This is a genomic window from Actinoplanes sichuanensis (assembly GCF_033097365.1).
In the GTDB taxonomy this organism is placed as follows: domain Bacteria; phylum Actinomycetota; class Actinomycetes; order Mycobacteriales; family Micromonosporaceae; genus Actinoplanes; species Actinoplanes sichuanensis.
This window is the reverse complement of sequence record NZ_AP028461.1, coordinates 9,350,079-9,373,920: the sequence shown is the minus strand read 5'-3', so window position 1 is coordinate 9,373,920 and position 23,842 is coordinate 9,350,079. Positions and strand designations below refer to the sequence as shown.

At 69.8% G+C, this 23,842-nt stretch carries 23 protein-coding genes; 15 read left to right on the top strand and 8 right to left on the bottom strand.

Annotation, left to right across the window (positions count from 1 at the left end):
• Window positions 1-53: 53 nt before the first annotated feature.
• Both Q0Z83_RS43130 and Q0Z83_RS43125 read right to left on the bottom strand, forming a co-directional pair.
• Window positions 54-1,010 carry a diacylglycerol kinase family protein gene (locus Q0Z83_RS43130; RefSeq protein ID WP_317789240.1) on the bottom strand — a complete coding sequence of 319 codons (957 nt, stop codon included), beginning with the start codon at window positions 1,008-1,010 and terminating at the stop codon, window positions 54-56.
• Entirely contained in the window at window positions 1,010-2,302 is a 1,293-nt protein-coding gene (locus tag Q0Z83_RS43125; RefSeq protein ID WP_317789239.1) for an adenylosuccinate synthase, read from the bottom strand. Before Q0Z83_RS43125 ends, Q0Z83_RS43130 begins: the two co-directional genes overlap by 1 nt.
• 91 nt (window positions 2,303-2,393) lie before the next feature.
• Here Q0Z83_RS43125 and purD point away from each other — a divergent pair, with 91 nt between their 5' ends.
• Window positions 2,394-3,635 (top strand): phosphoribosylamine--glycine ligase, encoded by a 1,242-nt coding sequence (gene purD, locus Q0Z83_RS43120; RefSeq protein ID WP_317789238.1) that lies wholly within the window; start codon window positions 2,394-2,396, stop codon window positions 3,633-3,635.
• Here purD and Q0Z83_RS43115 read toward each other — a convergent pair.
• Window positions 3,625-4,203 carry a hypothetical protein gene (locus Q0Z83_RS43115; protein ID WP_317789236.1) on the bottom strand — a complete coding sequence of 193 codons (579 nt, stop codon included), beginning with the start codon at window positions 4,201-4,203 and terminating at the stop codon, window positions 3,625-3,627. The two genes, purD and Q0Z83_RS43115, sit on opposite strands and share 11 nt — an antisense overlap.
• A 172-nt stretch (window positions 4,204-4,375) precedes the next feature.
• On the opposite strand from Q0Z83_RS43115, the gene Q0Z83_RS43110 reads away from it, so the two are divergent.
• Both Q0Z83_RS43110 and Q0Z83_RS43105 read left to right on the top strand, forming a co-directional pair.
• Window positions 4,376-5,527, top strand: a complete 1,152-nt coding sequence (locus Q0Z83_RS43110; RefSeq protein ID WP_317789235.1) for a sensor histidine kinase — start codon at window positions 4,376-4,378, stop codon at window positions 5,525-5,527.
• Entirely contained in the window at window positions 5,524-6,168 is a 645-nt protein-coding gene (locus Q0Z83_RS43105) for a response regulator (RefSeq protein ID WP_317789234.1), read from the top strand. The genes Q0Z83_RS43110 and Q0Z83_RS43105 overlap by 4 nt, the downstream gene beginning before the upstream one ends.
• A 29-nt stretch (window positions 6,169-6,197) precedes the next feature.
• On the opposite strand, the gene Q0Z83_RS43100 is transcribed toward Q0Z83_RS43105, so the two are convergent.
• Window positions 6,198-6,650: an SCP2 sterol-binding domain-containing protein gene (locus tag Q0Z83_RS43100; protein ID WP_317789233.1), complete on the bottom strand. Its 453-nt coding sequence runs from the start codon at window positions 6,648-6,650 to the stop codon at window positions 6,198-6,200.
• Window positions 6,651-6,779: 129 nt separating this feature from the next.
• Between Q0Z83_RS43100 and Q0Z83_RS43095 the strand changes: the two genes are divergently transcribed.
• The 3 genes from Q0Z83_RS43095 to purB are packed head-to-tail and all read left to right on the top strand — an operon-like array spanning window position 6,780 to window position 9,969.
• A complete protein-coding gene (locus Q0Z83_RS43095; RefSeq protein ID WP_317789231.1) occupies window positions 6,780-7,310 on the top strand; it encodes an ArsR/SmtB family transcription factor in 531 nt (176 codons plus the stop codon).
• A complete protein-coding gene (locus Q0Z83_RS43090) occupies window positions 7,307-8,551 on the top strand; it encodes an MFS transporter (protein ID WP_317789229.1) in 1,245 nt (414 codons plus the stop codon). The genes Q0Z83_RS43095 and Q0Z83_RS43090 overlap by 4 nt, the downstream gene beginning before the upstream one ends.
• The gene (gene purB / locus Q0Z83_RS43085) at window positions 8,548-9,969 is read left to right on the top strand and encodes an adenylosuccinate lyase (RefSeq protein WP_317789228.1); all 1,422 of its coding nucleotides are present in this window, start codon (window positions 8,548-8,550) and stop codon (window positions 9,967-9,969) included. Before Q0Z83_RS43090 ends, purB begins: the two co-directional genes overlap by 4 nt.
• 81 nt (window positions 9,970-10,050) lie before the next feature.
• On the opposite strand, the gene Q0Z83_RS43080 is transcribed toward purB, so the two are convergent.
• On the bottom strand, window positions 10,051-10,725 hold the full coding sequence (locus Q0Z83_RS43080) for a S1 family peptidase (protein WP_378078459.1): 675 nt from the start codon (window positions 10,723-10,725) through the stop codon (window positions 10,051-10,053).
• 234 nt (window positions 10,726-10,959) lie between these two features.
• Here Q0Z83_RS43080 and purS point away from each other — a divergent pair, with 234 nt between their 5' ends.
• Genes purS through purL form a run of 3 tightly spaced genes read left to right on the top strand, consistent with a single transcriptional unit; the run spans window position 10,960 to window position 14,386 of the window.
• On the top strand, window positions 10,960-11,214 hold the full coding sequence (gene purS / locus Q0Z83_RS43075) for a phosphoribosylformylglycinamidine synthase subunit PurS (RefSeq protein ID WP_317789226.1): 255 nt from the start codon (window positions 10,960-10,962) through the stop codon (window positions 11,212-11,214).
• The gene (purQ, locus tag Q0Z83_RS43070) at window positions 11,211-11,912 is read left to right on the top strand and encodes a phosphoribosylformylglycinamidine synthase subunit PurQ (protein ID WP_317797287.1); all 702 of its coding nucleotides are present in this window, start codon (window positions 11,211-11,213) and stop codon (window positions 11,910-11,912) included. Before purS ends, purQ begins: the two co-directional genes overlap by 4 nt.
• Window positions 11,913-11,944: 32 nt before the next feature.
• Window positions 11,945-14,386, top strand: coding sequence for a phosphoribosylformylglycinamidine synthase subunit PurL (purL, locus tag Q0Z83_RS43065; RefSeq protein ID WP_317797286.1), 2,442 nt, complete (start codon window positions 11,945-11,947; stop codon window positions 14,384-14,386).
• 64 nt (window positions 14,387-14,450) lie between these two features.
• On the opposite strand, the gene Q0Z83_RS43060 is transcribed toward purL, so the two are convergent.
• A complete protein-coding gene (locus Q0Z83_RS43060) occupies window positions 14,451-15,884 on the bottom strand; it encodes a carboxypeptidase-like regulatory domain-containing protein (RefSeq protein WP_317789225.1) in 1,434 nt (477 codons plus the stop codon).
• A 493-nt stretch (window positions 15,885-16,377) separates the two neighbouring features.
• Between Q0Z83_RS43060 and Q0Z83_RS43055 the strand changes: the two genes are divergently transcribed.
• From Q0Z83_RS43055 to amcA, 5 genes are all read left to right on the top strand, one after another.
• Window positions 16,378-16,737, top strand: coding sequence for a sterol carrier family protein (locus Q0Z83_RS43055; RefSeq protein ID WP_317789224.1), 360 nt, complete (start codon window positions 16,378-16,380; stop codon window positions 16,735-16,737).
• Between the two features lie 100 nt (window positions 16,738-16,837).
• Window positions 16,838-18,448 (top strand): amidophosphoribosyltransferase, encoded by a 1,611-nt coding sequence (gene purF, locus Q0Z83_RS43050; protein ID WP_317789223.1) that lies wholly within the window; start codon window positions 16,838-16,840, stop codon window positions 18,446-18,448.
• 36 nt (window positions 18,449-18,484) lie between these two features.
• The gene (purM, locus tag Q0Z83_RS43045) at window positions 18,485-19,636 is read left to right on the top strand and encodes a phosphoribosylformylglycinamidine cyclo-ligase (RefSeq protein ID WP_317789221.1); all 1,152 of its coding nucleotides are present in this window, start codon (window positions 18,485-18,487) and stop codon (window positions 19,634-19,636) included.
• A gap of 173 nt (window positions 19,637-19,809) precedes the next feature.
• Window positions 19,810-20,913 (top strand): cyclophane-forming radical SAM peptide maturase AmcB, encoded by a 1,104-nt coding sequence (gene amcB, locus Q0Z83_RS43040; protein WP_317797285.1) that lies wholly within the window; start codon window positions 19,810-19,812, stop codon window positions 20,911-20,913.
• Window positions 20,882-21,109 carry a multiple cyclophane-containing RiPP AmcA gene (amcA, locus tag Q0Z83_RS43035; protein ID WP_317789220.1) on the top strand — a complete coding sequence of 76 codons (228 nt, stop codon included), beginning with the start codon at window positions 20,882-20,884 and terminating at the stop codon, window positions 21,107-21,109. The genes amcB and amcA overlap by 32 nt, the downstream gene beginning before the upstream one ends.
• Before the next feature lie 130 nt (window positions 21,110-21,239).
• On the opposite strand, the gene Q0Z83_RS43030 is transcribed toward amcA, so the two are convergent.
• Both Q0Z83_RS43030 and Q0Z83_RS43025 read right to left on the bottom strand, forming a co-directional pair.
• Window positions 21,240-21,473, bottom strand: coding sequence for a DUF3073 domain-containing protein (locus tag Q0Z83_RS43030; RefSeq protein WP_093620685.1), 234 nt, complete (start codon window positions 21,471-21,473; stop codon window positions 21,240-21,242).
• A 182-nt stretch (window positions 21,474-21,655) separates the two neighbouring features.
• A complete protein-coding gene (locus Q0Z83_RS43025; RefSeq protein ID WP_317789219.1) occupies window positions 21,656-22,720 on the bottom strand; it encodes a Glu/Leu/Phe/Val family dehydrogenase in 1,065 nt (354 codons plus the stop codon).
• 150 nt (window positions 22,721-22,870) lie between these two features.
• Between Q0Z83_RS43025 and Q0Z83_RS43020 the strand changes: the two genes are divergently transcribed.
• Window positions 22,871-23,710: a hypothetical protein gene (locus Q0Z83_RS43020; protein ID WP_317789218.1), complete on the top strand. Its 840-nt coding sequence runs from the start codon at window positions 22,871-22,873 to the stop codon at window positions 23,708-23,710.
• Window positions 23,711-23,842: the final 132 nt, after the last annotated feature.

The following is a 23,842-nucleotide window of genomic DNA, read 5'->3' as shown; positions in this document are numbered from 1 at the left end:
CCTCCGGTATCACGAAATCTTGGCTCAGCTGCCCGTCCAGAGTTGCACGGACCTCAGCCCGCGTACACCGCCCAGGCGCCCGGCTCGGTCCACCAGGATCGCTTGCGGCTGGTCGAACCCGCCACCCCGTCGTCGAGGAACTGCAGGTCACCCTCACGTGGCAGGACGGACACGGCGCGACCGCGGACCCGGCGCACCTCCACCCGTACCCGCGTGCCCTTGAACAGCTTTTTGACGACGACCGGGACCGCCACCGCCACCTCGACCCGGCCGTCGGTCGGATCGCCGTCGGCGAGCAGCCGGAGGCCGTCGAACTCGGCGTAGCCGGCGCCGTTGCCGATCGCACAGGCCAGCACCGGCTCCGCGCCGTCGGTGAGCACCGCGTCGTCGACCTCGACTCGACCGCGCCACGGCACGGCCCGCCCGTTGTCGTCGGAACCGCCGAGCAACGCCCCGTCGAGCGTCACCGAGCCACCGTCGTTGCGTAGCAGGTCCAGCCGTCGGACTGTGCCGTTCATCACGGCCGCCGCGACGGCTTCCGGCGTCCGGGGTAGGCCGAGCTGGGCCGCCAGGTCCTCGGTGTTGCCCGGGTCGAGCGGCAGGATCGCAACCGGCGGCAGGTCCGGCACGGTCCGCCCGGCGACCAGATCGGCGGGCCGCTTGCTGGGCGGCGGGGCGTACCGCCGAACCAGCCGGCGCATCACGGCGCGCAGCTGGCCGTCGGTCGCGGTCGCCACCACGAGGCGCACCTTGGTGTCCGGGTCGGGCCAGGTCAGGCCGTCCGGCCGGGTCGGGCCGTCGAACCGGGCGAGGACCGCGTCGATCTCCTGGTCGGAGCCGGCCAGCACGGTCTCCACCAGCGCCCCGGCCGCGCGGAGAGCGTCCGCGCAGGCCAGGACCGGGGTACGGGGTGTGGCGCAGACGGCGTTGCAGCCGCCGCAGCCCGAGTCACCGGAGCCGCAGGAATCGCCCGAGCCCTCGGCCAGGCTCAGGAGAACGACGTCATACATCAGACCCCGCCGAGCACCGAGTGCCGCTCGATGACCGCTTCGCGGCCGGGGCCGACGCCGACGATCGAGATCCGTGCGCCGATCCGGGCCTCGACGAACTCGACGAAGTCCTGCGCCTCCTGGGGCAGGTCCTCGAACTTGCGGCAGCCGGAGATGTCCTGCTTCCAACCGGGCAGCGTCTCGAAGATCGGCTGCGCGTGGTGGAAGTCGGTCTGGTTGACCGGCATCTCGTCGTGGCGGACGCCGTTGACCTCGTAGGCCACGCAGACCGGGATCTCGTCGAGCCCGTCGTAGTTGTCGAGCTTGGTCATGGCGAAGTCGGTGACCCCGTTGATCCGCTGCGCGTAGCGGCCGATCACCAGGTCGAGCCAGCCGATCCGGCGCGGGCGGCCGGTGGTGGTGCCGTACTCGTGGCCGACCTCGCGCAGATAGTCGCCGAACTTGTCGTGCAGCTCGGTCGGGAACGGGCCCTCACCGACGCGGGTGGTGAACGCCTTGAGCACCGCGACCACCCGGTCGATCCGGGTCGGCGGGATGCCGGAGCCGGTGCAGGCGCCGCCCGCAGTCGCGTTCGAGCTGGTCACGAACGGGTAGGTGCCGTGGTCGACGTCGAGCAGGGTGGCCTGGCCGGCCTCGCAGAGCACGACCTTGCCGTCGTCGATCGCGTTCGACAGCTCCAGGGCGGTGTCCGCCACGTACGGCCGCAGCCGCTCGACGTACGACAGCAGCTCCTGGACGACGTCGTCGACCTTCGCCCCGGTCCGGTTGTAGATCTTCGACAGCACCTGGTTCTTGAAGCCCAGCGCCGCCGTGACCTTCTGCCGCAGGATCGACTCGTCGAAGAGGTCCTGCACCCGGATGCCTATCCGGTTCATCTTGTCGGCGTAGGTCGGGCCGATGCCGCGACCGGTGGTGCCGATCCGGCGGGAGCCGAGGAAACGCTCGGTGACCTTGTCGAGGGTGCGGTTGTAGGAGGCGATCACGTGCGCGTTGGCGCTGATCCGCAGGCGGGACGTGTCGATGCCGCGGGCCTCCAGCCCGTCGATCTCCTGGAACAGCACGTTGAGGTCGACGACGACGCCGTTGCCGATCACCGGTACGACCCCCGGGGAGAGGATCCCGCTCGGGAGGAGGTGGAGCGCGTACTTCTCGCCGTCGATGACGACGGTGTGGCCCGCGTTGTTGCCACCGTTGAACTTGACCACGTAGTCGAGCCGGTCACCCAGCAGATCCGTGGCCTTACCCTTGCCCTCGTCGCCCCACTGGGCGCCGACCAACACGATCACCGGCACTTTTAGATATGCCTTTCCCCAAGGTCGTACCTGGAGGAGTCCGGGTACTGCGAAAGTTTACGCGACGCCACCGCAGGTAGGATGGGCCGTCGTGCGCGTACTTCTGATCGGCTCCGGTGGGCGCGAGCACGCGCTTGCCGTCGGGCTCTCCGCCGACCCGTCCGTCGACTTCCTGGCCGCGGCGCCGGGTAACCCGGGCATCGCCCAGCTCGCTGAGCTGCACGACGTGAAGGCCACCGATCCGGCCGCCGTCGCCGCGCTCGCCGTCGAGCTGAGTGCCGACCTCGTGGTGATCGGCCCGGAGGCCCCGCTGGTGGCCGGTGTCGCCGACGCGGTCCGGGCCAAGGGCATCGCCTGTTTCGGCCCGTCCGCGGCGGCCGCGCGCCTGGAGGGCTCCAAGGCGTTCGCCAACGAGGTGATGGCCGCCGCCGGTGTGCCCACCGCCCGTTCGTTCGACTGCACCACGGTCGCCGAGGCCCGGGCCGCGCTGGAGGAGCTCGGTGCGCCCTACGTGGTGAAGAACGACGGCCTGGCCGCCGGCAAGGGCGTGGTGGTGACCGACGACCTCGACGAGGCGCTGATCCACGCCGAGGCGTGCGGCAAGGTCGTCATCGAGGAGTTCCTGCCCGGCCCCGAGGTGTCGCTCTTCGTGGTCACCGACGGCACCGCGGTCGCCCCGCTGATGCCGGCGCAGGACTTCAAGCGTCTGCTCGACGGTGACGAGGGGCCGAACACCGGCGGCATGGGCGCCTACGCCCCGCTCGACTGGGCACCGGCCGACCTGACCGAGCGGGTGCTGCGGGAGACCGTCGAGCCGACGCTGGCCGAGATGCGCCGACGGGGTACGCCGTTCGCCGGCCTGCTCTACGTCGGCTTGGCGCTCACCCCCGACGGCCCGAAGGTGATCGAGTTCAACGCCCGCTTCGGTGACCCGGAGACCCAGGTGGTGCTGGCACTGCTGGAGACCCCGCTGGCCGGTCTGCTGAATGCCGCGGCCACCGGCACACTGGCCGAGCACGCCCCGCTGAGCTGGAAGTCCGGCTCGGCCATCACGGTCGTCGTGGCCAGTCACAACTACCCGGGTGTGCCTCGGACCGGTGATGTCATCGAGGGTGCCGAGCGGCCCGGCGTGATCCACGCCGGTACCGCCCGCAACGCCGAGGGCGCGCTGGTCTCCGCCGGTGGCCGGGTGCTCAGCGTGACCGCTTCCGGCGCCGATCTGACGGGTGCCCGCGAGGCCGCCTACGCCCTGGTCGACGGGATCCGACTGGACGGCGCCCAGTACCGGACCGACATCGCCCTGCGTGCCGTCGAGGGTCGCATCACGCTGTGACGATCGGCCGTGTGGCGTCCTGCAGCAGCGTGATCGAGAACCACAGGACGCCCGCGGCCCCGGCCACCAGCCCACCCAGGTAGAGCGCCTCGGGCACGACGGCCCGCAAGGCCGCCGCACTCAGCCCCGGCACGTAGAGGGCCAGAGCCGCCCGGGGCAGCATCCCGGCCCGCCACGACGCGACGCCGAAGAGCACCACCCCGATCAGGAACGTCAAGGCGACCACCAGGAAGTACGGTCGTCCCGGCCCGGTGAGCACGGCCTCCCGGGTCGCCGCGTCCTGATATTGCAGGACCGCGTGGGTGAGGAACTCGATCGCGAAGAGCCCGCTCAGTCCGAGGTGGTGCAGCACGAACCCGGCCAGCCCGAGCCGGCCCGCCTCCCGTCGTTGGCGCAGGTAGAGCGCGGTCAGGGTGAGCAGCAGGAGTGCCGAGGCGGGCGGCGCCAGAGCATGGGTGAAGGCGTTCTCCGGCAGGAGTCCGGCACGCCGGGCGACGGCGACCAGGGTGAGGAACCCGCCGACGAGGCCGGTGAGGGCTGCGAGGCGGTAGAGCATCCGATCGGACATGGTGACTCCTTGGTCGGGTGGATGCCGACCACCGTGGCCGGGCCGCCCGGGACCGGGACAGTGCCGCCCGGCCAGGAGTCTCCGGGGTGGGCGGTCATCCGGCACATGACCTGTGGCCAGACATCGACGCCGGCGCTGGTCCAGGCTCGTGGCGGTCACCTAGCGTGGCGGCATGGCTGTGGATGCTCCGCCGCTGCGCTGGATGGCCTCGCTCCTCTACACCGCCGTCATGCTCACCGGTCTCTACTACGTCGGCGCCGGCCTGGCCCCGGACTGGTCGCGCGTCGAGCTGGCCGTCTACCTCGGCGGCCTGATCGCGCTGCTCGTGGTCGAACAGGTGGACTGGCGGCGGCCCCGCACGCGGCGATGGTCGATGGCCATGCTGCTGATCCGGATCGTGCTGCTGGAGACGGTGTACGCGGCGGACGGCGCGGGATTCTCGCGGGCCCTCTTCGTGCTGGTGCCGTTCTTCGCGTACTTCTGGCTGGGCCGCGCCGCCGGTATCGGGCTGGCGACGTTCTACCTGGTGATGGCGCTGACCCGGGCCACCACGGTCAGCGGCGGCCGGTCCGACCCCGCGGTCGTCTCCGAACTGTTCATGCTCTTCATCGGCCTGGTCCTGGCGGTGGCCACGGCTGCCGTCGCGGTCGAGCAGAACCGAAGCCGGTTACAGGCGGAACGACTGGTGACGGAGTTGACCGCGACACAGGAGCGGGTCGCCGAGCTGAGCGCCGCGAGCGAACGGAACCGGCTGGCCCGGGACATCCACGACAGCGTCGGCCACCATCTGACCGCGATCAGCGTGCAGTTGGCGAAGGCGGAGGCGTTCCGGGAACGGGATCCGGAGGCCGCGGACCGCGCGGTCGCTGACGCGCGGCGGGCGGCGAGCCGTGCCCTCCAGGAGGTACGCGAGTCGGTCGGTGCCCTTCGAGCCGAGCCGTTCTCCCTGGTCACCGCCCTGTACGCGCTGGTCGAGGGGTTGGACGACCCGGATTTCCGGGTGGTCCTCGACCTGGGTGACACCGAACTCGAACAGGGCGGGGCGGGTACGGAGGCGCTCTACCGGGTCGCCCAGGAAGCGCTGACCAACGCCCGCCGCCACGCCGACGCCGACCTGGTGCGGGTGGCGGTCCGCGGCGCCGGGGCCGAGGCGGTGCTGGAGGTCGAGGACAACGGGCGCGGGTTCGAGCCGGAGAGCACGTCCGGTGGCGGGCTGAGCGGGATGCGGGATCGGCTGGCGGCGCTGGGCGGCAGCGTGCGGGTGGAGTCCCGGCCGGGTCACGGAACCCGGATCGTGGCGAGTGTCCCGGCGGTGGCCCGGTGACCGAGCAGCCGGTCCGGGTGCTGGTCGCCGACGATCAGGCCCTGATCCGGGAGGGCATCGCCTCGCTGCTGAGCATCGAACCGGGTATCGAGGTGGTCGGCACGGCGGCCGACGGTCGGGCCGCGGTCGAGCTGGCTCTGGCCACCGTCCCGGACGTGGTGCTGATGGACGTCCGAATGCCGGTCCTGGACGGTCTGCGGGCCGCCGAGCTGTTGCGCGAACGACTGCCGGCCTGCCGGGTGCTGATGCTGACCACCTTCGACGACGAGGAATACGTCGTCCGGGCGCTGCGGGCCGGAACCGGCGGTTACCTGCTCAAGGACCTACCCCCGAAAGACCTGGCCCAGGCGGTACGGCTGGCCCGCGCCGGCGTCGACCAGCACGACAGCGCGGTGCTCCAGCGGCTGGTCACGGCTCTGGACCGGGGCGCGGTGACGGCGACGCCCCGGGTCGACCTGACCGACCGGGAGCGGGCCGTGCTGCGGCTGATCGCCCGGGGTGCCACCAACCGGGAGATCGCCGCGCAGCTCTACGTGAGTGAGGGGACGGTCAAGAATCACGTCTCGAACATCCTGGCCCGGCTCGGCCTACGGGACCGGACCCAGGCCGCCATCTACGCCCGCGACCACGGCTTTCTCTGACGCGGTCAGTCGTACCGCCGCGGGGTCGATCAGCCCTTGGGGATGTCGAACAGCTTGGGGATGCTGGTGGCGAGGGTGACGTCGCCCTTGGTCTTGATCTTGCCGGTCATGAACAGCATCACCGGGTTGCCGGTGCCGGAGACGATCTTGAGGAAGGTCAGTCCGTCCATCGTCATCGCGAGCTTCGGTTCGCGGATCGGGGTGCTGGTCACCGTGCACGTCGCGTTTTCGATCACGGTCTCGTAGGTGTCCGAGGTGTCCTCGGGGCCGCCCGAGATGATCCAGTGGATGACGGTGGCGGTGTCGCCGGCCCGGTCCGCGCGGAAGAGCCCCGGCATCCGGTTGAAAACCTCGTCGAGGATCTTGGTGCGCCTCTCCGAGGCCATCACCTCGGAGATCTTGGCGTCCGGGGTGGACTTGACGAGCTGCGTGAACTCCTTCGGACCGATCGACGCAAGCGACTCGGGGCTGAAGTCAGTCATCAGGGTTCCTCTCGGAGTTCGCCGGTTTACTCGCCGGTAACTTTAGCGAGAATGCCGCGTGTTCGTGCAGTGTGCCACTCCCAAATAACCATTGGACAGTGGGGGCGGTGCGTCCTTAGACTGCCCAACATGTCTTTGGGAGATGGTGAGACGGCCGCGTTGCGAGCGCTGGCCCACCCGGTCCGGTTGCAGATCATGTCGCTGCTGACCGGTGCGGAGATGACCGCGGCCGAGGTCGCCCGCGAGCTCGGGCTCACCCACGCCAACGCCAGCTACCACCTCCGCAATCTTCTCTCCGGCGGGCTGATCGTGGTGGCCGGCGAGGAGAAGATCCGCGGAGGCGTGGCCAAGAGATACCGGTACGACTTACACCGCGAGCCCCGTACGCCCTGGTCCGACGAGCAACGCCGGGCCGAACTCGCCTCGCTCGCCCACGAGCTGATCCGGCGCAGCTCGGACGCCCGCTTCGTCGAGGGTGCGGGTCTTTTCGCCGACGGTGACTTCTGGGTCGAGCCCGACGTCTGGCTGAGCATCCGCGACCGGATCTCGGCGGCCGTCGACGACCTGCACCGGGCGGCCCGGCCGCCACGCACTCCCGGCACCGTCCGCACCAGCACCACGGTCGGCATGTTCCAGGTGCGAGAGGAGGAGGCGGAGTGAACGCGCTCGCGCCGCTGCGGCACATCCCGTACCGATTCCTGCTCGCCGGACGCACCGTCAACGCGCTGGGCAACTCGTTCGCGCCGATCGCCCTCGCCTTCGCCGTCCTCGACCTGACCGGCTCCGCCGGCGACCTGGGCCTCGTCGTCGGTGCCCGCACCCTCGCCAACGTGTTGTTCCTGCTGTTCGGCGGGGTGCTGGCCGACCGGCTGCCGCGGCATCTGCTGATGGTCGGGTCGAACGCCGCCGCGGCGGCGACCCAGGCCGCGGTCGCCGTCCTGGTGCTGACCGGCACCGCGACGATCCCGCTGCTGATCGCCCTCTCGGTGGTCAACGGGGTGACCGCCGCGGTGGCGCTTCCGGCCAGCGCGGCGCTGCTGCCGCTGACCGTGCCCGAGGGGGTACGCCTGCAGGCCATCGCCGTCAGCCGGATCGCACTGAACGGCGCGATGGTCCTCGGCTCCCCGCTCGCCGGGGTGGTGGTCGCGGCGACCGGGCCCGGTGTCGGGATCGCCGTCGACGCGGCCGCGTTCGTCGTCGCCGGGCTCTGTTTCGCGCTGATCCGGGTCACCATGCCGGTCCGGTCCGGCGAGCGCTCGAAGGTGTTCGCCGACCTGCGGACCGGGTGGTCGGAATTCCGGTCCCGCACCTGGCTGTGGGTGGTGGTGGCCGGCTTCTCGCTGCTCAACGCGGCCTGGTCCGGTGGGCTCTACGTGCTCGGGCCGGTGGTGGCCGACCAGACCATCGGCCGGCCGGCCTGGGGCCTGGTGCTCGCCGCCGAGACGGCCGGGATGATCCTCGGCGGGCTGCTGGCCATCCGCCTGAAGCTGCGCCGGCTGCTCCTCGTCGGAGTGGTGAGCTGTTTCGGGATGGCGCTGCCGCTGTTCGTGCTGGGCGGCCATCCACAGCTCTGGGCGCTGTTCCTGGCCATGTTCGTGACCGGGTTGACGCTCGAACAGTTCGGGGTCGCCTGGGAGACCACGATGCAGGAGCACGTGCCCGCCGACCGGCTGGCCCGGGTCTACTCGTACGACATGGTCGGCTCTTTCGCCGCGATCCCGGTGGGGCAGGTGGCGATCGGGCCGATCGCCGAGGTGGTCGGGCCGCGGGCGGCGTTGATCGGAGCCGGTGTGGTGGCCGTGGTCGCGGTGCTGGGCATGCTGGCCAGCCGTGACGTACGCACCCTGCGTCACCGGCTGCCGGAGGACGAACCGCGGCCCGTGACAGAATCGGTGCCGTGACCATCCCGAACGTGCTCGCCGCCCGGTACGCCTCCGCCGACCTCGTCACCCTCTGGTCCCCGGAGGAGAAGATCCGGATGGAGCGCAAGCTCTGGCTCGCGGTCCTCAAGGCTCAGCGTGACCTCGGCGTCGACGTTCCGGAGGGCGCGGTCGAGGCGTATGAGGCGGTGCTCGACCGGGTCGACCTGGAGTCGATCGCCCAGCGCGAGCGGGTCACCCGGCACGACGTGAAGGCCCGCATCGAGGAGTTCAGCGAGCTGGCCGGGTTCGAGCAGATCCACAAGGGCATGACGTCGCGCGACCTCACCGAGAATGTCGAGCAGCTTCAGATCCGGGCCTCGCTCGAGCTGGTCCGCGGCCGGGTGGTGGCCACCCTGGCTCGGCTGACCACGCTCGCCGTCGAGCACTCCGACCTGGTGATGACCGGCCGGTCGCACAACGTCGCGGCGCAGGCCACCACGCTGGGTAAGCGGTTCGCGTCGGCGGCCGAGGAGTTGCTGATCGCCTACGAGCGGCTGGACGACCTGATCGGCCGCTACCCGCTGCGCGGCATCAAGGGCCCGGTCGGCACCGCGGCCGACCAGCTCGACCTCTTCGACGGCGTCTCCGACAAGGTGGCGAGCCTGGAGCAGCGGGTCGCCGAGCACCTGGGGTTCAAGCGGGTGCTGTCCAGCGTCGGCCAGGTCTATCCGCGGTCGCTCGACTTCGACGTGGTCTCGGCGCTCGCCCAGGTCGTCGCCGGTCCGTCGTCGCTGGCCACCACGATCCGGCTGATGGTCGGCCAGGAGCTGGTCACCGAGGGCTTCAAGCCGGGGCAGGTCGGCTCGTCGGCGATGCCGCACAAGATGAACACTCGCTCGTCGGAGCGGGTCAACGGCCTCGCGGTGATCGTCCGGGGCTACCTGTCGATGGTCGGCGAGTTGGCCGGCGACCAGTGGAACGAGGGCGACGTCTCCTGCTCGGTGGTGCGCCGGGTGGCTCTGCCGGATGCGTTCTTCGCCACTGACGGCCTGTTCCAGACGTTCCTCACCGTGCTCGACGAGTTCGGGGCGTACCCGGCGGTGATCGGCCGTGAGCTGGACCGTTTCCTGCCCTTCCTGGCCACCACGAAGGTGCTGGTCGCGGCGGTGCGCAAGGGTGTCGGCCGGGAGGTCGCGCACGAGGTGATCAAGGAGCACGCGGTCGGCGTGGCGCTGGCCATGCGGGAGAAGGGTGTGGCGGTCAACGACCTCTTCGACCGCCTTGCGGCCGACGAGCGGCTGCAGCTCTCCCGGGGCGAGATCGACACGCTGGTCGCGGACCGGGCCGCCTTCGTCGGCGCGGCGCCGGCGCAGGTGCGTGCGGTCGCCGATCGGGTCGCTGAGATCGTGGCCCAGCATCCGTCAGCGGCGGCGTACGCACCCGCGCCGATCCTCTAGCTCCTGAGGCGCCTGGCTTGGCTCCCTGAAGTGCCTTGCTTCTCAGAGGTGCCTTGCTTTCTCTCAGGTGCCTGGCTTTTTTCAGACGCCCGCGATCGACGTGATCCACGCCCGGTTGTAGGCGACGCTGCCGTAGTACTGGCGGCTCGTGCCGTCCGCGGTCGACGCGACACCCACCTGGGCGCCGTTGTAGACCTGCGGGCCGCCCGAGTCGCCGCGCCAGGCGTTGCCGTTGATCCGGGTGCTGCCGATCGCCCGGCCGCCGTAGGCGTCGGTCTGGTTGGTCGAGGTGACCTGCACCGTGGCGGTCTTCAGGGTCGGTGACGCCGAGCAGCCCGAGTAGCAGGTCATGCCCCACCCGTAGATGCTGTTGGTCGAGCCGACCGGCGGGTACGCGCTGGACAGCGGCATGTACGAGGTGCTGACCGAGCTGCTCAGGCGCAGCAGGGCCAGGTCGTAGCGGGTCGACGAGGACGCGACGGTCCGGGTGACACCGCCGGAGGCGTAGGTGACGCTGCCGACGCGTACCGACATGGTGCCGCTCACGCAGTGCCGCGCGGTGAGCACGTAGTTGGCCGAGATGATCGTGCCGGAGCAGGTGAAACTGCCGTTACTGAAGACGGCGGCGGCCCACGGCGCCGACGAGACGGTGCCACCTCCGATGATGCTGGGGACGGCCGGTTCGGCCTGGGCGGCGGTGGGGGCGATCAGGGCCGCGACCGTGCCGGCGACGGCAGCCAGGAGTCGAATGCGCACGTCGAGATCTCCTTCTGGGGAACGTTAATAGAAATCGACGAATGCAAACTAAGACGCTTCCAGGCCCCCGGCCCAGAGTCCAATTGATACATATCACTGGGTGATGGCTGCGGGGCGGACACGCAAGCCCTGCTCAAAGACGCTCGCGTCGGGCTGCCGACACCGGCCCCCGGCTGGTCCGCGGGGTCCACCGGGTAGGCTTCGCCTGCTTACACCTATCAGTCAGGAGTGCCCGTGGCTCGCGTCGTGGTCGACGTCATGCTCAAGCCGGAGATCCTGGACCCGCAGGGTCAAGCGGTGGCGAATGCGCTGCCCCGGCTCGGCGTCACCGATGTCTCTTCTGTCCGCATCGGCCGCCGGATCGAGATCGATTTCACTGGGGAGCCCGACCTTGACCGGGCCCGTGAGATCGCCGACAAGCTGCTCGCCAACCCGGTGATCGAGGACTTCGAGATCCGCGTCGAGGGCGCCGCGGCGGAGGTCGCCTGACCATGCGGATCGGTGTGGTCACCTTCCCGGGTTCGCTGGATGACGGGGACGCCGCCCGCGCCGCCCGGATCGCCGGAGCCGAGGCCGTCCGCCTCTGGCACGGCGACCCGGACCTGCACGGCGTCGACGCGGTCGTCCTCCCGGGCGGGTTCTCGTATGGCGACTATCTGCGCTGCGGCGCCATCGCCCGGTTCGCGCCGGTGATGGAGTCCATCATCGATGCGGCGCGGGGCGGTCTGCCCGTGCTCGGCATCTGCAACGGCTTCCAGGTCCTGTGCGAGGCACATCTGCTGCCCGGCGCCCTGACCCGAAACCAGCACCTGCACTTCCGCAACCGTGACCAGTGGCTCAAGGTCGAGTCGACCGGCACCGCCTGGACCAACGGCTTCACCCCGGGCCAGGAGATCCTGATCCCGGTGAAGAACGGTGAGGGCTGCTTCGTCGCCGACACCAAGACCCTCGACGCGCTGGAGGCCGAGGGCCGGGTCATCGCCCGTTACATCAAGGGCAACCCGAACGGCTCGCAGCGCGACATCGCGGGAATCACCAACGAGGCCGGCAACGTCGTCGGCATCATGCCGCACCCGGAACACGCCGTGGAGGCGCTGACCGGCCCGTCGCTCGACGGCCTCGGCTTCTTCACCTCAGTCCTGCGCAGCCTGGCGAAGGACGGTCAGCTCGCAGGGGGACAAAAGTGACGACGCAGCAGAGTGGCTTCGCTGCGACAGACGTGCTCGCCACCGGCTCCGACGAGCCGGACACCGTCGAGCGGGCGGAGAAGTCCCCGGAGGAGCTCCAGCCCTACGCCGACCTCGGGCTGAAGGACGACGAGTACGCCAAGATCCGCGAGATCCTGGGCCGCCGGCCCACCGCGTCCGAGCTGGCGATGTACTCGATCATGTGGAGCGAGCACTGCTCGTACAAGTCGAGCAAGGTGCACCTCAAGCAGTTCAGTGAGAAGGCGCCGCAGAACACCCGGATGCTGGCGGGCATCGGGGAGAACGCCGGTGTGGTGCAGATCTCCGACAAGATCGCGGTCACCTTCAAGGTCGAGTCGCACAACCACCCCAGTTACGTCGAGCCGTACCAGGGCGCGGCGACCGGTGTCGGCGGCATCGTCCGCGACATCCTGGCGATGGGCGCCCGGCCGATCGCGGTGATGGACCCGCTGCGCTTCGGTGCGCACGACCACCCCGACACCGCCCGGGTCCTGCCCGGTGTGGTCGCCGGCATCGGTGGCTACGGCAACTGCCTGGGCCTGCCCAACATCGGCGGCGAGATCGTCTTCGACCCGTGTTACCAGGGCAACCCGCTGGTCAACGCGCTCAGCATCGGTGTGCTGCCGGTCGAGCGCCTCCAGAAGAAGGAGGCCACCGGCACCGGCAACATCGTCGTGCTGCTCGGTGCGCGGACCGGCCGGGACGGCATCGGCGGTGTCTCCGTGCTGGCGTCGGCCACCTTCGACGAGGAGGCCGAGCAGCGCCGCCCGTCGGTGCAGGTCGGCGACCCGTTCATGGAGAAACTGCTGATCGAGAGCTGCCTGGAGCTGTACGACGCCGGTCTCGTCTCCGGCATCCAGGACCTCGGCGGCGCCGGCCTCACCTGTGCGCTCACCGAGACGGCCGCCGCGGCCGGCACCGGCATGCGCGTCTGGCTGGAGCGGGTCCCGCTGCGTGAGGCCTCGATGTCGCCGACCGAGATCCTGGCCAGCGAGTCGCAGGAGCGCATGCTCCTGATCGTCACGCCGGAAAACCTCGACGCGGTGCTCAAGGTCGCCGAGAAGTGGGGTGTCTGGGCCACCGCCATCGGCGAGGTCACCGCGGCCTCCGCTGACGGCACCCCGGGCCGTCTGCACATCACCTGGAACGATCACGTCGTCGTCGACGTACCGCCGGGTTCGCTCGCCGACGACGGCCCGGTCTACAACCGGCCGATCCGTGAGCCGAACGATGTGATGCTGCTCCAGGCCGACCGGGCCGAGACGCTGCCGCGTCCGTCGACCGGCGACGCGCTGCGGGAGACCGTGCTGCGGATGGCCGCGTCGCCGAACCTGTGCGACAAGACCTGGGTCACCGAGCAGTACGACAGGTACGTGCTGGGCAACACGATCCTGGCCCAGCCGGAGGACTCCGGCGTGCTCCGGATCGACGAGGAGACCGGCCTCGGGGTGGCGCTCTCCGTCGACGGGAACGGGCGGTTCGCACGCCTCGACCCGTACGAGGGGGCCAAGCTCGCGCTCGCCGAGGCGTACCGGAACGTGGCCGTCACCGGCGCCGAGCCGGTCGCGGTCACCGACTGCCTCAACTTCGGCTCGCCCGAGGACCCGCACGTGATGTGGCAGTTCGCCGAGGCCTGCCGGGCCCTCGCCGACGGCTGCCTGGAGCTCGGCACCCCGGTGACCGGCGGCAACGTCAGCTTCTACAACCAGACCGGCGCCGCGGCGATCCACCCCACCCCGGTGGTCGGCGTGCTCGGTGTCTTCGACGACGTGGCCCGCCGCGTCCCGATGGGCTTCCCGCGTCCGGCCAAGGCCGGCGGCGACCTGCTCTTCCTGCTCGGTGAGACCCGTGTGGAGCTCTCCGGCTCGGAGTGGGCCTGGGTGACCCACGGCCACCTCGGCGGCCGCCCGCCGAAGGTCGACCTCGCCGCCGAGCAGGCGCTCGCCAAGGTGATGGCGCAGGCTTCGAAGTCCGGTCTGGTCAGCGCCGCGCACGACCTCTCCGACGGCGGGCTGGCCCAGGTGCTCGTGGAGAGCACCCTGCGCCACGGCGTCGGCGCGAAGGTGGCCTTCCCGGAGGACGGTAACTCGCCGTTCGTCCACCTGTTCAGCGAGTCGGCCGGGCGTGCCCTGGTCGCCGTGCCGCGCGGCCATGACAAGGCGTTCCTCGCCCTGGTGGCCGAGCACGGTGTGCCGGTCACCCCGCTCGGCACCACCTCCGAGGAGGCGGCGCTCCAGGTGGAGGGTCAGTTCACCATCCCGCTGGAGGAGCTGCGGACGGCGTGGTCGGCGACGCTGCGCGACCTGTTCGGCGGTCCCGCCGAGATGGCCGCCCCGACCGTCGCTTCGGCTGCCACCGAGGAGTCCGCGCCGGTGACGTCCGGCGAGGTCCGCTCGGTGACGCTGGAGCTCAGCCCGCAGGCACCGGGTGGCCCGATCGAGCCGCCCGCCTGATAGGCACCGCATGGAGAAAGGCCCCGCGCGGATCCGCGCGGGGCCTTTTCACTACTTCAGAACCTCAGTTGTCGTCCCAGTCGCGGTTGGGGCGCTGACCGTAGTTGCCGCCACCCTGCTGCGGGGGCTGCTGCTGCGGGTAGCCGTTGCCGTAGTTGCCACCCTGCTGGGGATAACCGCCCTGCTGGTGCTGGTCGTACCCACCCTGGTCGTAACCACCGCCGTAGTTGCCACCCTGCTGGTAGCCGCCCTGGTCGTACCCGCCCTGCTGGTCGTAGCCGCCCTGCTGGTGCTGGTCGTACCCGCCCTGGTCGTAGCCGCCCTGCTGGTCGTACCCGCCCTGGTCGTAACCACCCTGGCCACCGCCGTACTGACCGCCACCGTAGTTTCCGCCGCCCTGCTCGGGCTGGTAGAGGTTGGTGTGCTCGTCGTACCGCTGGGGCTGTTCCGGCTGGTACAGGTTGGTGTGCTCGTCGTAGCGCTGCTGGCCGCCGCCGTCGTTGTAGCCGCCGCCCTGCGCCGAACCGTACGCGTCACCCTGCTGGCCGTAGGTCTGCGTGGCGCCGCCGTACTGGCCGCCGCCGTAGTTCCCACCACCCTGCTGCTGGTCGTCCCACTGGTTGCCGCCGCCGTACTGGCCACCCGACGGCAGCGGAGCACCGTACGGGTCGGGGAACTCGTCCTCGACCGGCGTCCGGTGGACCATCGTGGGCGCGTCGCCGAGCCCGCCGGCCATCCCCGCGGGCCGCACGCCCATGCCGCCGGGGGCGACCATCGTGGCGTCGTTGCGACCGGCGCCGACCGGAGCGGCCACCCGGGTGGCGTCGAAGCCACCGCCGACCTGAGCCGGGACCTGACCGATACCGGTGTCCGAGGCGAGTTCTTCGGCCTTCTTACGCCGCATCAGGACCAGCACCATGACGGCGATACCGGCCGCCACGAGCACGCCGCCCATGACGATCAGCAGCCAGCTGCTGCCGCCGTCGTCCGAGGCGTTGGAGGCTTGCTGGGTGTCGTCGCCGATCTTGTTGACGCCGGCGTCGCCCTCTTCGGCCTCGTCCTCGGTGGCTTCGTCGGTCGGCGCGGTCGTGGCCGAGGCGCTCGCGGACGGCGTCGCCGAGGTTGCGGCGGCCGACTTCTTGATCGTCAGCGGGACGGTCACGGTCCGCCCGGCCGCGCCCTGCACGGTCGCGTCGGCGGCCTCGTAGCCGGCCTTGGCCGCGGCGACCTGGATCTGGCCGACCGCGATCGGCTGCGAGTCGGACGAGTTGAACGTGTACCCGCCGTTGCCGTCGGTGGTGGTCGTGTAGGTGTGGCCCTGGCTGTCCTTCATGATCACCTGGACGCCGGAGACGCGGTCACCCGAGTCGTCCTTGATCCGGCCGGAGACCTGCCGCACGGTGGTCGGCGCCGCCGGACCCTCGACCTGGATGGTCTCCTCGGCCGAGCCGGTACCGGCCTGGTCCGTCGGATCCTTGGCCGTGATCGTGATCGTCATCGGCTGTGTCTGACCGGCGGCCACTGTCGGCGCGGTCAGGGTGGCCTGGTACTTCTTCGGCTCGGCACCGATCGGGTCGCCGGGCCGGCAGCCGCTGTTGCACCGGCCGGCGCTGGTGGTGACGTCCGTGTCGATCCGAGTGGCGGTTGAGGCCCCTGGGTTACTTACGGTGTATGAAATGGTTACAGTAGAGCCCGACGAGACCGTACGCTCGATAGAGTCGATCGTTACAGTCGGGGTCACAGCCTGAGCAGCCGTTGGGATGCCGACCACCAGCCCTGCGACCAGTGCCAGGAACGCACCGGCCTGGGCCGTCCGGGCACGTAGGTGCGTTGTCACGTCCACCGCCTTCCGGTCGCGCGGTCCCCGGTTCCTTCGATGTCCGGTGGATCCCGCGACGTGTACACCGTCGGCAACTATGCCTTGTCATACGTCACTCGCGCGACCCAGGGCGGTGTGCCGTTCTCCTCAAGTCGGGTCGTATCGTCCCGACATGTCTCCTGCGCACAGTAAATCCGAGTCGGTGGCCGAGGCGTTGGATGCGGTCGACCGGGGTGTCGAGCCCGACCGTCCGGTGCTGCGTGATGCGGTGCGAGCACTGCTGACCGAGTTGTCCGTTCGGGCGCCTGGCCGTTCGGTGGAGGTGCGGATTCCTCCTTTCGGTGCGATTCAGTGCGTCGCCGGTCCGCGGCACACGCGTGGCACACCGCCCAATGTGGTCGAAACGGATCCGATGACGTGGCTGCTCGTGGCCACCGGCCGCCTTCCCTGGGACGAGGCGGTGCGTGACGGACGTCTCCGAGCGAGCGGTGTACGTACTGATCTCACCGACTACCTGCCACTTCTCGGCTGACGAGCCCGGGTGCCCTTCCCGTGGGCTCGCGTACACTGGTCGGTCGGACGGACCAGCGAGTTCGCGGTCCGTGCAGACCCCGACATGAGGGAGCGAGCAGGTGCCCCGAGGCGACGGCCTACTGACCGACGATCTCGACCCCCAGGAGCGCGGCCCCCAGGATGCCTGCGGCGTCTTCGGCGTCTGGGCCCCCGAGGAGGAGGTTGCCAAACTCACGTATTTCGGGCTCTACGCACTTCAGCACCGGGGGCAGGAAGCCGCCGGCATTGCGGTGAGTGACGGGTCCGGCGTGGTGGTCTACAAGGACATCGGCCTGGTCTCCCAGGTGTTCGACGAGCCGACGCTGGCGAGCCTCCGCGGCCACCTCGCGATCGGCCACGCGCGCTATTCCACGACCGGTGGCTCCAACTGGGAAAATGCGCAGCCCACGATCCGTGCCACTCCGGCCGGCACGACGATCGCGCTGGCCCACAACGGCAACCTGGTCAACACGGCCGAGCTGGCCAAGGAGGTCGCCGACCGCGGCCTCGAGGTCGGCGACTCCACGTCCGACACCGCGCTGGTCACCACGCTGCTCGCCGGCCGTCCCGATCTCTCGGTCGAGGCCGCCGCGCTGGAGCTGCTGCCGACCCTGCGGGGTGCCTTCAGCTTCGTCTTCATGGACGAGCACACCCTCTACGCCGCCCGTGACGCGCAGGGCGTCCGCCCGTTGGTGCTGGGCCGGATGGAGCGTGGCTGGGTGGTCGCCAGTGAGACGGCCGCGCTGGACATCACCGGCGCCAGCTTCGTCCGCGAGGTCGAGCCCGGCGAGATAATCGCCATCGACGAGCACGGCCTGCGGTCCAGCCGCTTCGCCGCGCCCGAGCCCAAGGGCTGCCTCTTCGAGTATGTGTATCTCGCTCGTCCGGACACCACGATCGCCGGCCGCAACATCTATTCGGCCCGGGTCGAGGTGGGCCGCAAACTCGCCAAGGAGCACCCGGTCGAGGCCGACCTGGTGATCGGTGTGCCGGAGTCGGGCATCCCGGCCGCGATCGGTTACGCGGAGGCCTCCGGTATTCCGTACAGCGCCGGTTTCATGAAGAACGCCTATGTGGGCCGCACCTTCATCCAGCCGTCGCAGACCATCCGTCAGCTCGGCATCCGGCTGAAGCTGAACCCACTGCGCGAGGTGGTCCGCGGCAAGCGGATCGTGGTGATCGACGACTCGATCGTCCGCGGTAACACCCAGCGCGCCCAGATCCGCATGCTGCGGGAGGCCGGCGCGCTCGAGATCCACGTCCGGATCTCGTCGCCGCCGGTGAAGTGGCCGTGTTTCTACGGCATCGACTTCGCGACCCGGGCCGAGCTGATCGCCAACGGTCTGGAGATCGACGGGATCCGCCGTTCGATCGGCGCCGACAGCCTGGGTTATGTTTCGCTCGACGGTCTGGTCCAGGCGACCGAGCAGCCGAAGTCGCGGCTCTGCATGGCGTGCTTCGACGGGGAGTACCCGATCGAGCTGCCGGCCGGCGATCTGATCGGCAAGCACGTCCTGGAGGGTGTCGGCCGCCGGGCGAAGATGCCCGGTGCCTCCCCGGAGGCCGCCAGTGCCGCCGTCGCCGAGCTCGAGAGCGACTACGAGGCTCGCGAGTTCGCAAAGGACGACCGGGCGGCATCGGAGCCGCTGGTCGCCAGCCCCGGCGGCGCGACCGCGCTGCACCACCCGTGATTCTTTCAGTTACACAGAACCGCTAAGGGGAGAACCGTGACGCACGTGTCCGAGCGCAACAGTGCCGGATCCAACGGCGCCGAGGGAGGCGACCGTCAGCCCTGGACGGCCGGCTCAGGCCGCGGTCCGCGCAAGCGCTCGGCCACGTACGCGGAAGCGGGTGTCTCGATCCACGCCGGTGACCGTGCCGTCGAGCTGCTCAAGGCGAAGGTGAAGAAGACCTCCCGGCCCGAGGTGATCGGCGACCTGGGTGGCTTCTCCGGCCTGTTCCGGCTGAACACCGCGAAGTACAAGAGCCCGATCCTGGCGTCGTCCACCGACGGCGTGGGCACCAAGCTGGTGATCGCCCAGCAGCTCGACATCCACGACACGATCGGCATCGACCTGGTCGCCATGGTCGTCGACGACCTGGTGGCGTGTGGCGCCGAGCCGCTGTTCCTGCTCGACTACATCGCCTGCGGCGAGGTCGTCCCGGACAAGGTGGCCGAGATCGGCGCCGGGATCGCGGACGGCTGCCGGTACGCCGGTTGTGCCCTGCTCGGCGGTGAGACGGCGGAGCACCCGGGTGTGCTGCGTCCGGACGAGTACGACGTGTCCGCCACCGGTGTCGGTGTGGTCGAGGAGAGCGAGATCCTCGGCAAGGAGCGGGTCGAGCTGGGCGACGCGGTCATCGCGATGCGCTCCTCCGGCCTGCACTCGAACGGCTACTCGCTGGTCCGGCACGTGCTGCTCGGCGCCGGCCGGATGCGCCTGGACACCGTGGTCGACGACTTCGGCACCCAGCGCACCCTGGGCGAGGAACTGCTCACCCCCACCAAGATCTACGCCAAGGACTGCCTGGGCCTGATCGAGGAGACCGACGTCCGGGCGTTCTCGCACGTCACCGGCGGCGGCATCCCCGGCAACCTGAACCGGGTGCTCCCCACCAACATGGACGCGATCGTGGACCGCTCCACGTGGCGCCCGCAGCCGATCTTCGACCTGATCCAGGCCAAGGGCCGGATCGAGGACTCGGAGATGGAGGCCACCTTCAACATGGGTGTCGGCATGTTCGCGGTCGTCTCATCCGACGACGCGGACCGGGCGATGGCCTACCTGACCGGCCGTGGTGTCGAGGCCTGGCAGGTCGGCGAGGTCGTCGAGGGCTCCGGCGACGTGCAGATGATGGGGTCGTACACCCGGGGCTGACCGGAAAGTGATTCTGGTTGGCAATAGTCCCAACGTGAAATGATCCGCGTGTGTCGATGTCCGGCACATGCGGATCTTTCGCATGGACTGTGGAGCGCGAGGCCTAGCCTGACCTGAGTCACGAGGTGCCGGAAACGGGAGTGTGCGGGGACATGACGGTTGCGTGGAGCGGGATGCGGGGCATCTCGGCAGAACCCGGCTACGTCGTCATGCAGCCCACTACGCTCTGCAATCTCGCGTGCGGGTACTGCTACCTGCCGTTGCGCCGGGAGAATTTGAAGATGCCGGTCGCGGTGGCCGAGGCGGTCGCTGCGGGTGTGGCCGGCTTCGCCCGTACCGGAAGATTCTCGGTGGTGTGGCACGGCGGTGAGCCGCTCGCCGCGGGCCGGGCCCATCTGGCCGCGTTGTTCGCGCCGTTCGGCGCGGGCGTGGAGCACCACGTGCAGACCAACGCGACGCTGATCGACGACGAGTGGTGCGAGTTCTTCGTCGAGCACGATGTCCGGGTCAGCGTCAGCGTGGACGGCCCGCGTGGCCGCAACGGCGACCGGGTGGACCGGGCCGGTAAGCCCGCCTACGACCTGATCGTGCGCGGGATCGAGCGGCTCCGGGCGCACGGCATCCCGTTCTCCACCCTGTGTGTGGTCGGTGATCCGCGGCCCGGGGTCGCCACCGAGCTGTACGACTACTTCCTCGGTCTCGGCTGCGAGGTGCTCGGCATCAACGTCGAGGAGCAGGAGGGCGTCAACACCCGACTCAACTGCCACGACCCGGCCGCGGTGAGCGCCTTCTGGGCCGAGCTGGTGACCGCCTGGCGCCGTGACCCACGGATCCACCTGCGTGAGGTGGAGTGGTCGCTGAGGTATGCGTCAGCGGTTCTGGAGGGCCGGGCGGACGATCTGCTGCCCCGCCGGCTGGACCCGATCCCGACGATCGCTCACGACGGCACAGTCGTGCTGCTCTCGCCCGAGCTGGCCGGTTTCCACGACCCGCGGTACGGCGACTTCTCCAGCGGCAACGTGCTGACCACACCGCTGCCGGAGATCCTGGCCGGGGCGGAGGACACGCTGTGGATCCGCGAGTTCCTGACCGGGATCGAGGCATGCCGGAGCAGCTGCCCTTACTTCGGCTTCTGCGGTGGAGCACACGCCGCCAACCGGTACTTCGAACACGGCAGGTTCGACGTGACCGAGACGAACCACTGCCGGAACAGCAAGATTCGCCTATTGGAGGGAGTGCTGGACCATGCCCGAGATCACGAAGCCACGGCTGTCTGACGACGTGGAGACGGATCCGGTGACGGCACGGGTGCACGACACCCGGGCCGGGCTGGCCGCGCTCATCGCGGAGGCGGAAGAGGCCAGGCAACAGCGCGCTGAGGAGTCACCAGAGAGCGGCGGCTCGGCGGTGTGCGCCTGGAACCACTTCGAAAACATTCCTACGTTCTACAACTGGAACAACCGCCCACGCTGAAGATCGACGCGGCTCGGTTGAAGCCCACGCGGACGAACCGCGTGGGCTTCAGTCGTTCAACCGTAGGAATCGTCACCCCGTGACACACGGGAGCACGCGGGTGAGTCCGCGTGCTCTGTGGAAAACGGGGTCAGCTCCGCCTTGAAGGCGACCAGGAGTCCTGGTCACCCCAGGTGTCCTGGTCTTCCGCAGCGTCGTCCTCGTCATCGTCGACGAACTCATCGTTGTCGTCGTCGAAATGACGGTCCGATTGGCGGGTTCCCGCCAATTCGCGCTGCAAGGCGGTGAGGTCGGTGTTCGGGGAGTGGTACTTCAACTCCCGGGCCACCTTCGTCTGCTTGGCCTTAGCACGGCCGCGCCCCATGGCTCGACCCCCTCGCACAGAATTCGGGGCAGCCCGAAGGCTGGGCCCCGATGACGTCAGGCATCTCTCGTGGGTCTTACGGTACATGGACGATGCCTAGTTCGGCACCTCGGGTTGCGTGTGACACTGCCGCGCGTCGCGGTTGACCTTCTCCAGCGGCGCGCGGCAGTGATTTCAGCGCCTCAGCCGAGGTAGATCGAACGCAGCCGGCCGACCTCCGCCATCCGCCTCTCGGCGAGCCGGTCGGCCGCGACCGCCGGCGGCACACCCTCGTCGACGGCGAGCTGGAGCAGGCGCCGGGTGGTCTCGAAGATCCCGGTGGCCCGCAGCTTGGCCCGGTCGAAGTTGAAGCCGTGGATCTCGTCGGCGACCTGGATGACGCCGCCCGCGTTCACCACGTAGTCCGGGGTGTAGAGGATGCCGCGGTCCACCAGGACCTTGCTGATGTCCGCGTGGGCGAGTTGATTGTTGGCGCCGCCGGTCACCACCTTGGCGCGCAGCACCGGCACCGTGTCGTCGTTCAGCGCGCCGCCGAGGGCGCAGGGCGCGTAGACGTCGATGTCGGAGGTGATCAGGGTCTGGGTGTCCGGCACCAGCGTGATCTGCGGGTAGGTGGTGCGGGCCCACGTCAGCGCCGCCTCGTTCACGTCGGTGGCGACCACCGTCGCGCCGTCGTCGAGCAGGTGACCGGCCAGATACTTGCCGACCTTGCCCAGACCGGCGACACCGACCGTACGGCCGGCGAGCGACGGGGTGCCCCAGGTGTGCTCGGCCGCGGCTCGCATGCCCTGGAAGACGCCCCAGGCGGTGAGGACCGAGGAGTCACCGGCACCGCCGTGCTCGACACTGCGGCCGGTCGCATACCTCGTCTCGCGGGCGACCACGTCCATGTCCTGCACGTAGGTGCCGACGTCGCAGGCGGTGTAGTAGCGGCCGCGCAACGAGTCGACGAACCGGCCGTACGCCCGGAGGAGGGCCTCGCTCTTGAGTTTTGCCGGGTCGCCCCAGATGACCGCTTTGCCGCCGCCCAGGTCGAGCCCGGCCATGGCGTTCTTGTAGGCCATGCCGCGGGACAGCTTCAGGACGTCGGCGAGGGCGGCTGCCTCACTCTCGTACGGGTAGAAGCGCGTGCCGCCGAGCGCGGGGCCGAGAGCGGTCGAGTAGATACCGATGATCGCCTTCAGTCCGGTGTCCCGGTCCTGGCAGAAGACGACCTGTTCGTGCCCGTCGGTGTCGAACACGTCCATCGTGGGTTCTCCTGATCTCTGCGTAGGCCTTCGTGGGGCCATGATCCCGGCGGGGTGAGCCGGTTACGCCGAGCGTAGTCGTGCGAATAGCGCGCTGATTACGTCGCGCCGGGAAGTTCCAGTCGGCCGGATTCATGAAAGGATCGCGCCGTGCCGTCACTGTTCGCGTCGTACCTACGGGTTTACGAGCCACTGACCGCCTTCGACCGGGAGCGTCAGGTCTTCTGGCGTGAGTACGCGCGCGAGGGCCGCGATCTGGGCCTGGTCGAGGGCCCCGCACGGCAGCGCACCGCCGTGCTCGAAGCACTGGGCGCCGGGTGGACCCGACTGCCCGACCTGCCGGACGAGGCCTATGTGCTGGAGTGGGACGGCGCGGTGCTGGTCTGTCCGTGGAACCTGCGCCTGCGGGTCGCCGAGGCCGCGTTGAACGCCCGGGACGGGGTGCCCGCCGTGCTCGCCGACGCGTTCGTCCCGCCGGTGTTGGCCGGGCAGGCGAAAGCGGTCGTGGAGGACTGGCGCAGCGGCGCGAAGGTCCTCGAACAGGGTGTGCCGCGGGTGCACGAGCAGACCGCCACATGGGGTGTCCCGTTGCGCTGGTTCGCGTTCGTCGATCTGGACGAGCGGGAGATCGCGCTGTCCGGCCGGCGCAAGGTCCTGCGGTACCGCACCGAGATCTCCAAGGCCCGGCGGCGGGCGCACCGGGCGGTCTCGGTGCTGCGCAAGTCGCTCGGCGACGCGCCGATCACCGAGGCGGTCGAGGAGGGTACGCGCTGGCTGGAGGAGTTCCATCCGCGGTCGGTGGTGGAGCTGGACTACGGCGGTCTCGTCAACCTCCTCCCGGAGGACAGCCTGACCGAGGACGATTCCCCCGGACTGGTGGCAGCCGGACTTTCCGCACTTTCTCGCGGTGACGCAGAGTCAGCAAGTGAGGCTTACGAGAAGTTGGTGGCGCGTTGGCGCGTCGTCCAACTTCTCGAGCGATGCAATTGACCTGCGGAAATGGGACAGACGCCTACTTTTCTCGGCCCGCGGGAGCGCTCCCGAAGCGAACACTCTTCGTAATCGCCGGTCCCCTAAGCGTGATAATCGGGCTAAACGAGACACTATCTGGCGTATAAAACG

Bases quoted from the DNA above. Each gene is read 5' to 3' on its own strand.
- Q0Z83_RS43130 (WP_317789240.1), bottom strand. From the start codon at position 1,010: ATGTATGACGTCGTTCTCCTGAGCCTGGCCGAGGGCTCGGGCGATTCC.
- Q0Z83_RS43115 (WP_317789236.1), bottom strand. From the start codon at position 4,203: ATGTCCGATCGGATGCTCTACCGCCTCGCAGCCCTCACCGGCCTCGTC.
- Q0Z83_RS43110 (WP_317789235.1), top strand. From the start codon at position 4,376: ATGGCTGTGGATGCTCCGCCGCTGCGCTGGATGGCCTCGCTCCTCTAC.
- Q0Z83_RS43100 (WP_317789233.1), bottom strand. From the start codon at position 6,650: ATGACTGACTTCAGCCCCGAGTCGCTTGCGTCGATCGGTCCGAAGGAG.
- Q0Z83_RS43095 (WP_317789231.1), top strand. From the start codon at position 6,780: ATGTCTTTGGGAGATGGTGAGACGGCCGCGTTGCGAGCGCTGGCCCAC.
- Q0Z83_RS43060 (WP_317789225.1), bottom strand. From the start codon at position 15,884: ATGACGATCACGATCACGGCCAAGGATCCGACGGACCAGGCCGGTACC.
- Q0Z83_RS43055 (WP_317789224.1), top strand. From the start codon at position 16,378: ATGTCTCCTGCGCACAGTAAATCCGAGTCGGTGGCCGAGGCGTTGGAT.
- amcB (WP_317797285.1), top strand. From the start codon at position 19,810: ATGCGGGGCATCTCGGCAGAACCCGGCTACGTCGTCATGCAGCCCACT.
- amcA (WP_317789220.1), top strand. From the start codon at position 20,882: ATGCCCGAGATCACGAAGCCACGGCTGTCTGACGACGTGGAGACGGAT.
- Q0Z83_RS43030 (WP_093620685.1), bottom strand. From the start codon at position 21,473: ATGGGGCGCGGCCGTGCTAAGGCCAAGCAGACGAAGGTGGCCCGGGAG.
- Q0Z83_RS43025 (WP_317789219.1), bottom strand. From the start codon at position 22,720: ATGGACGTGTTCGACACCGACGGGCACGAACAGGTCGTCTTCTGCCAG.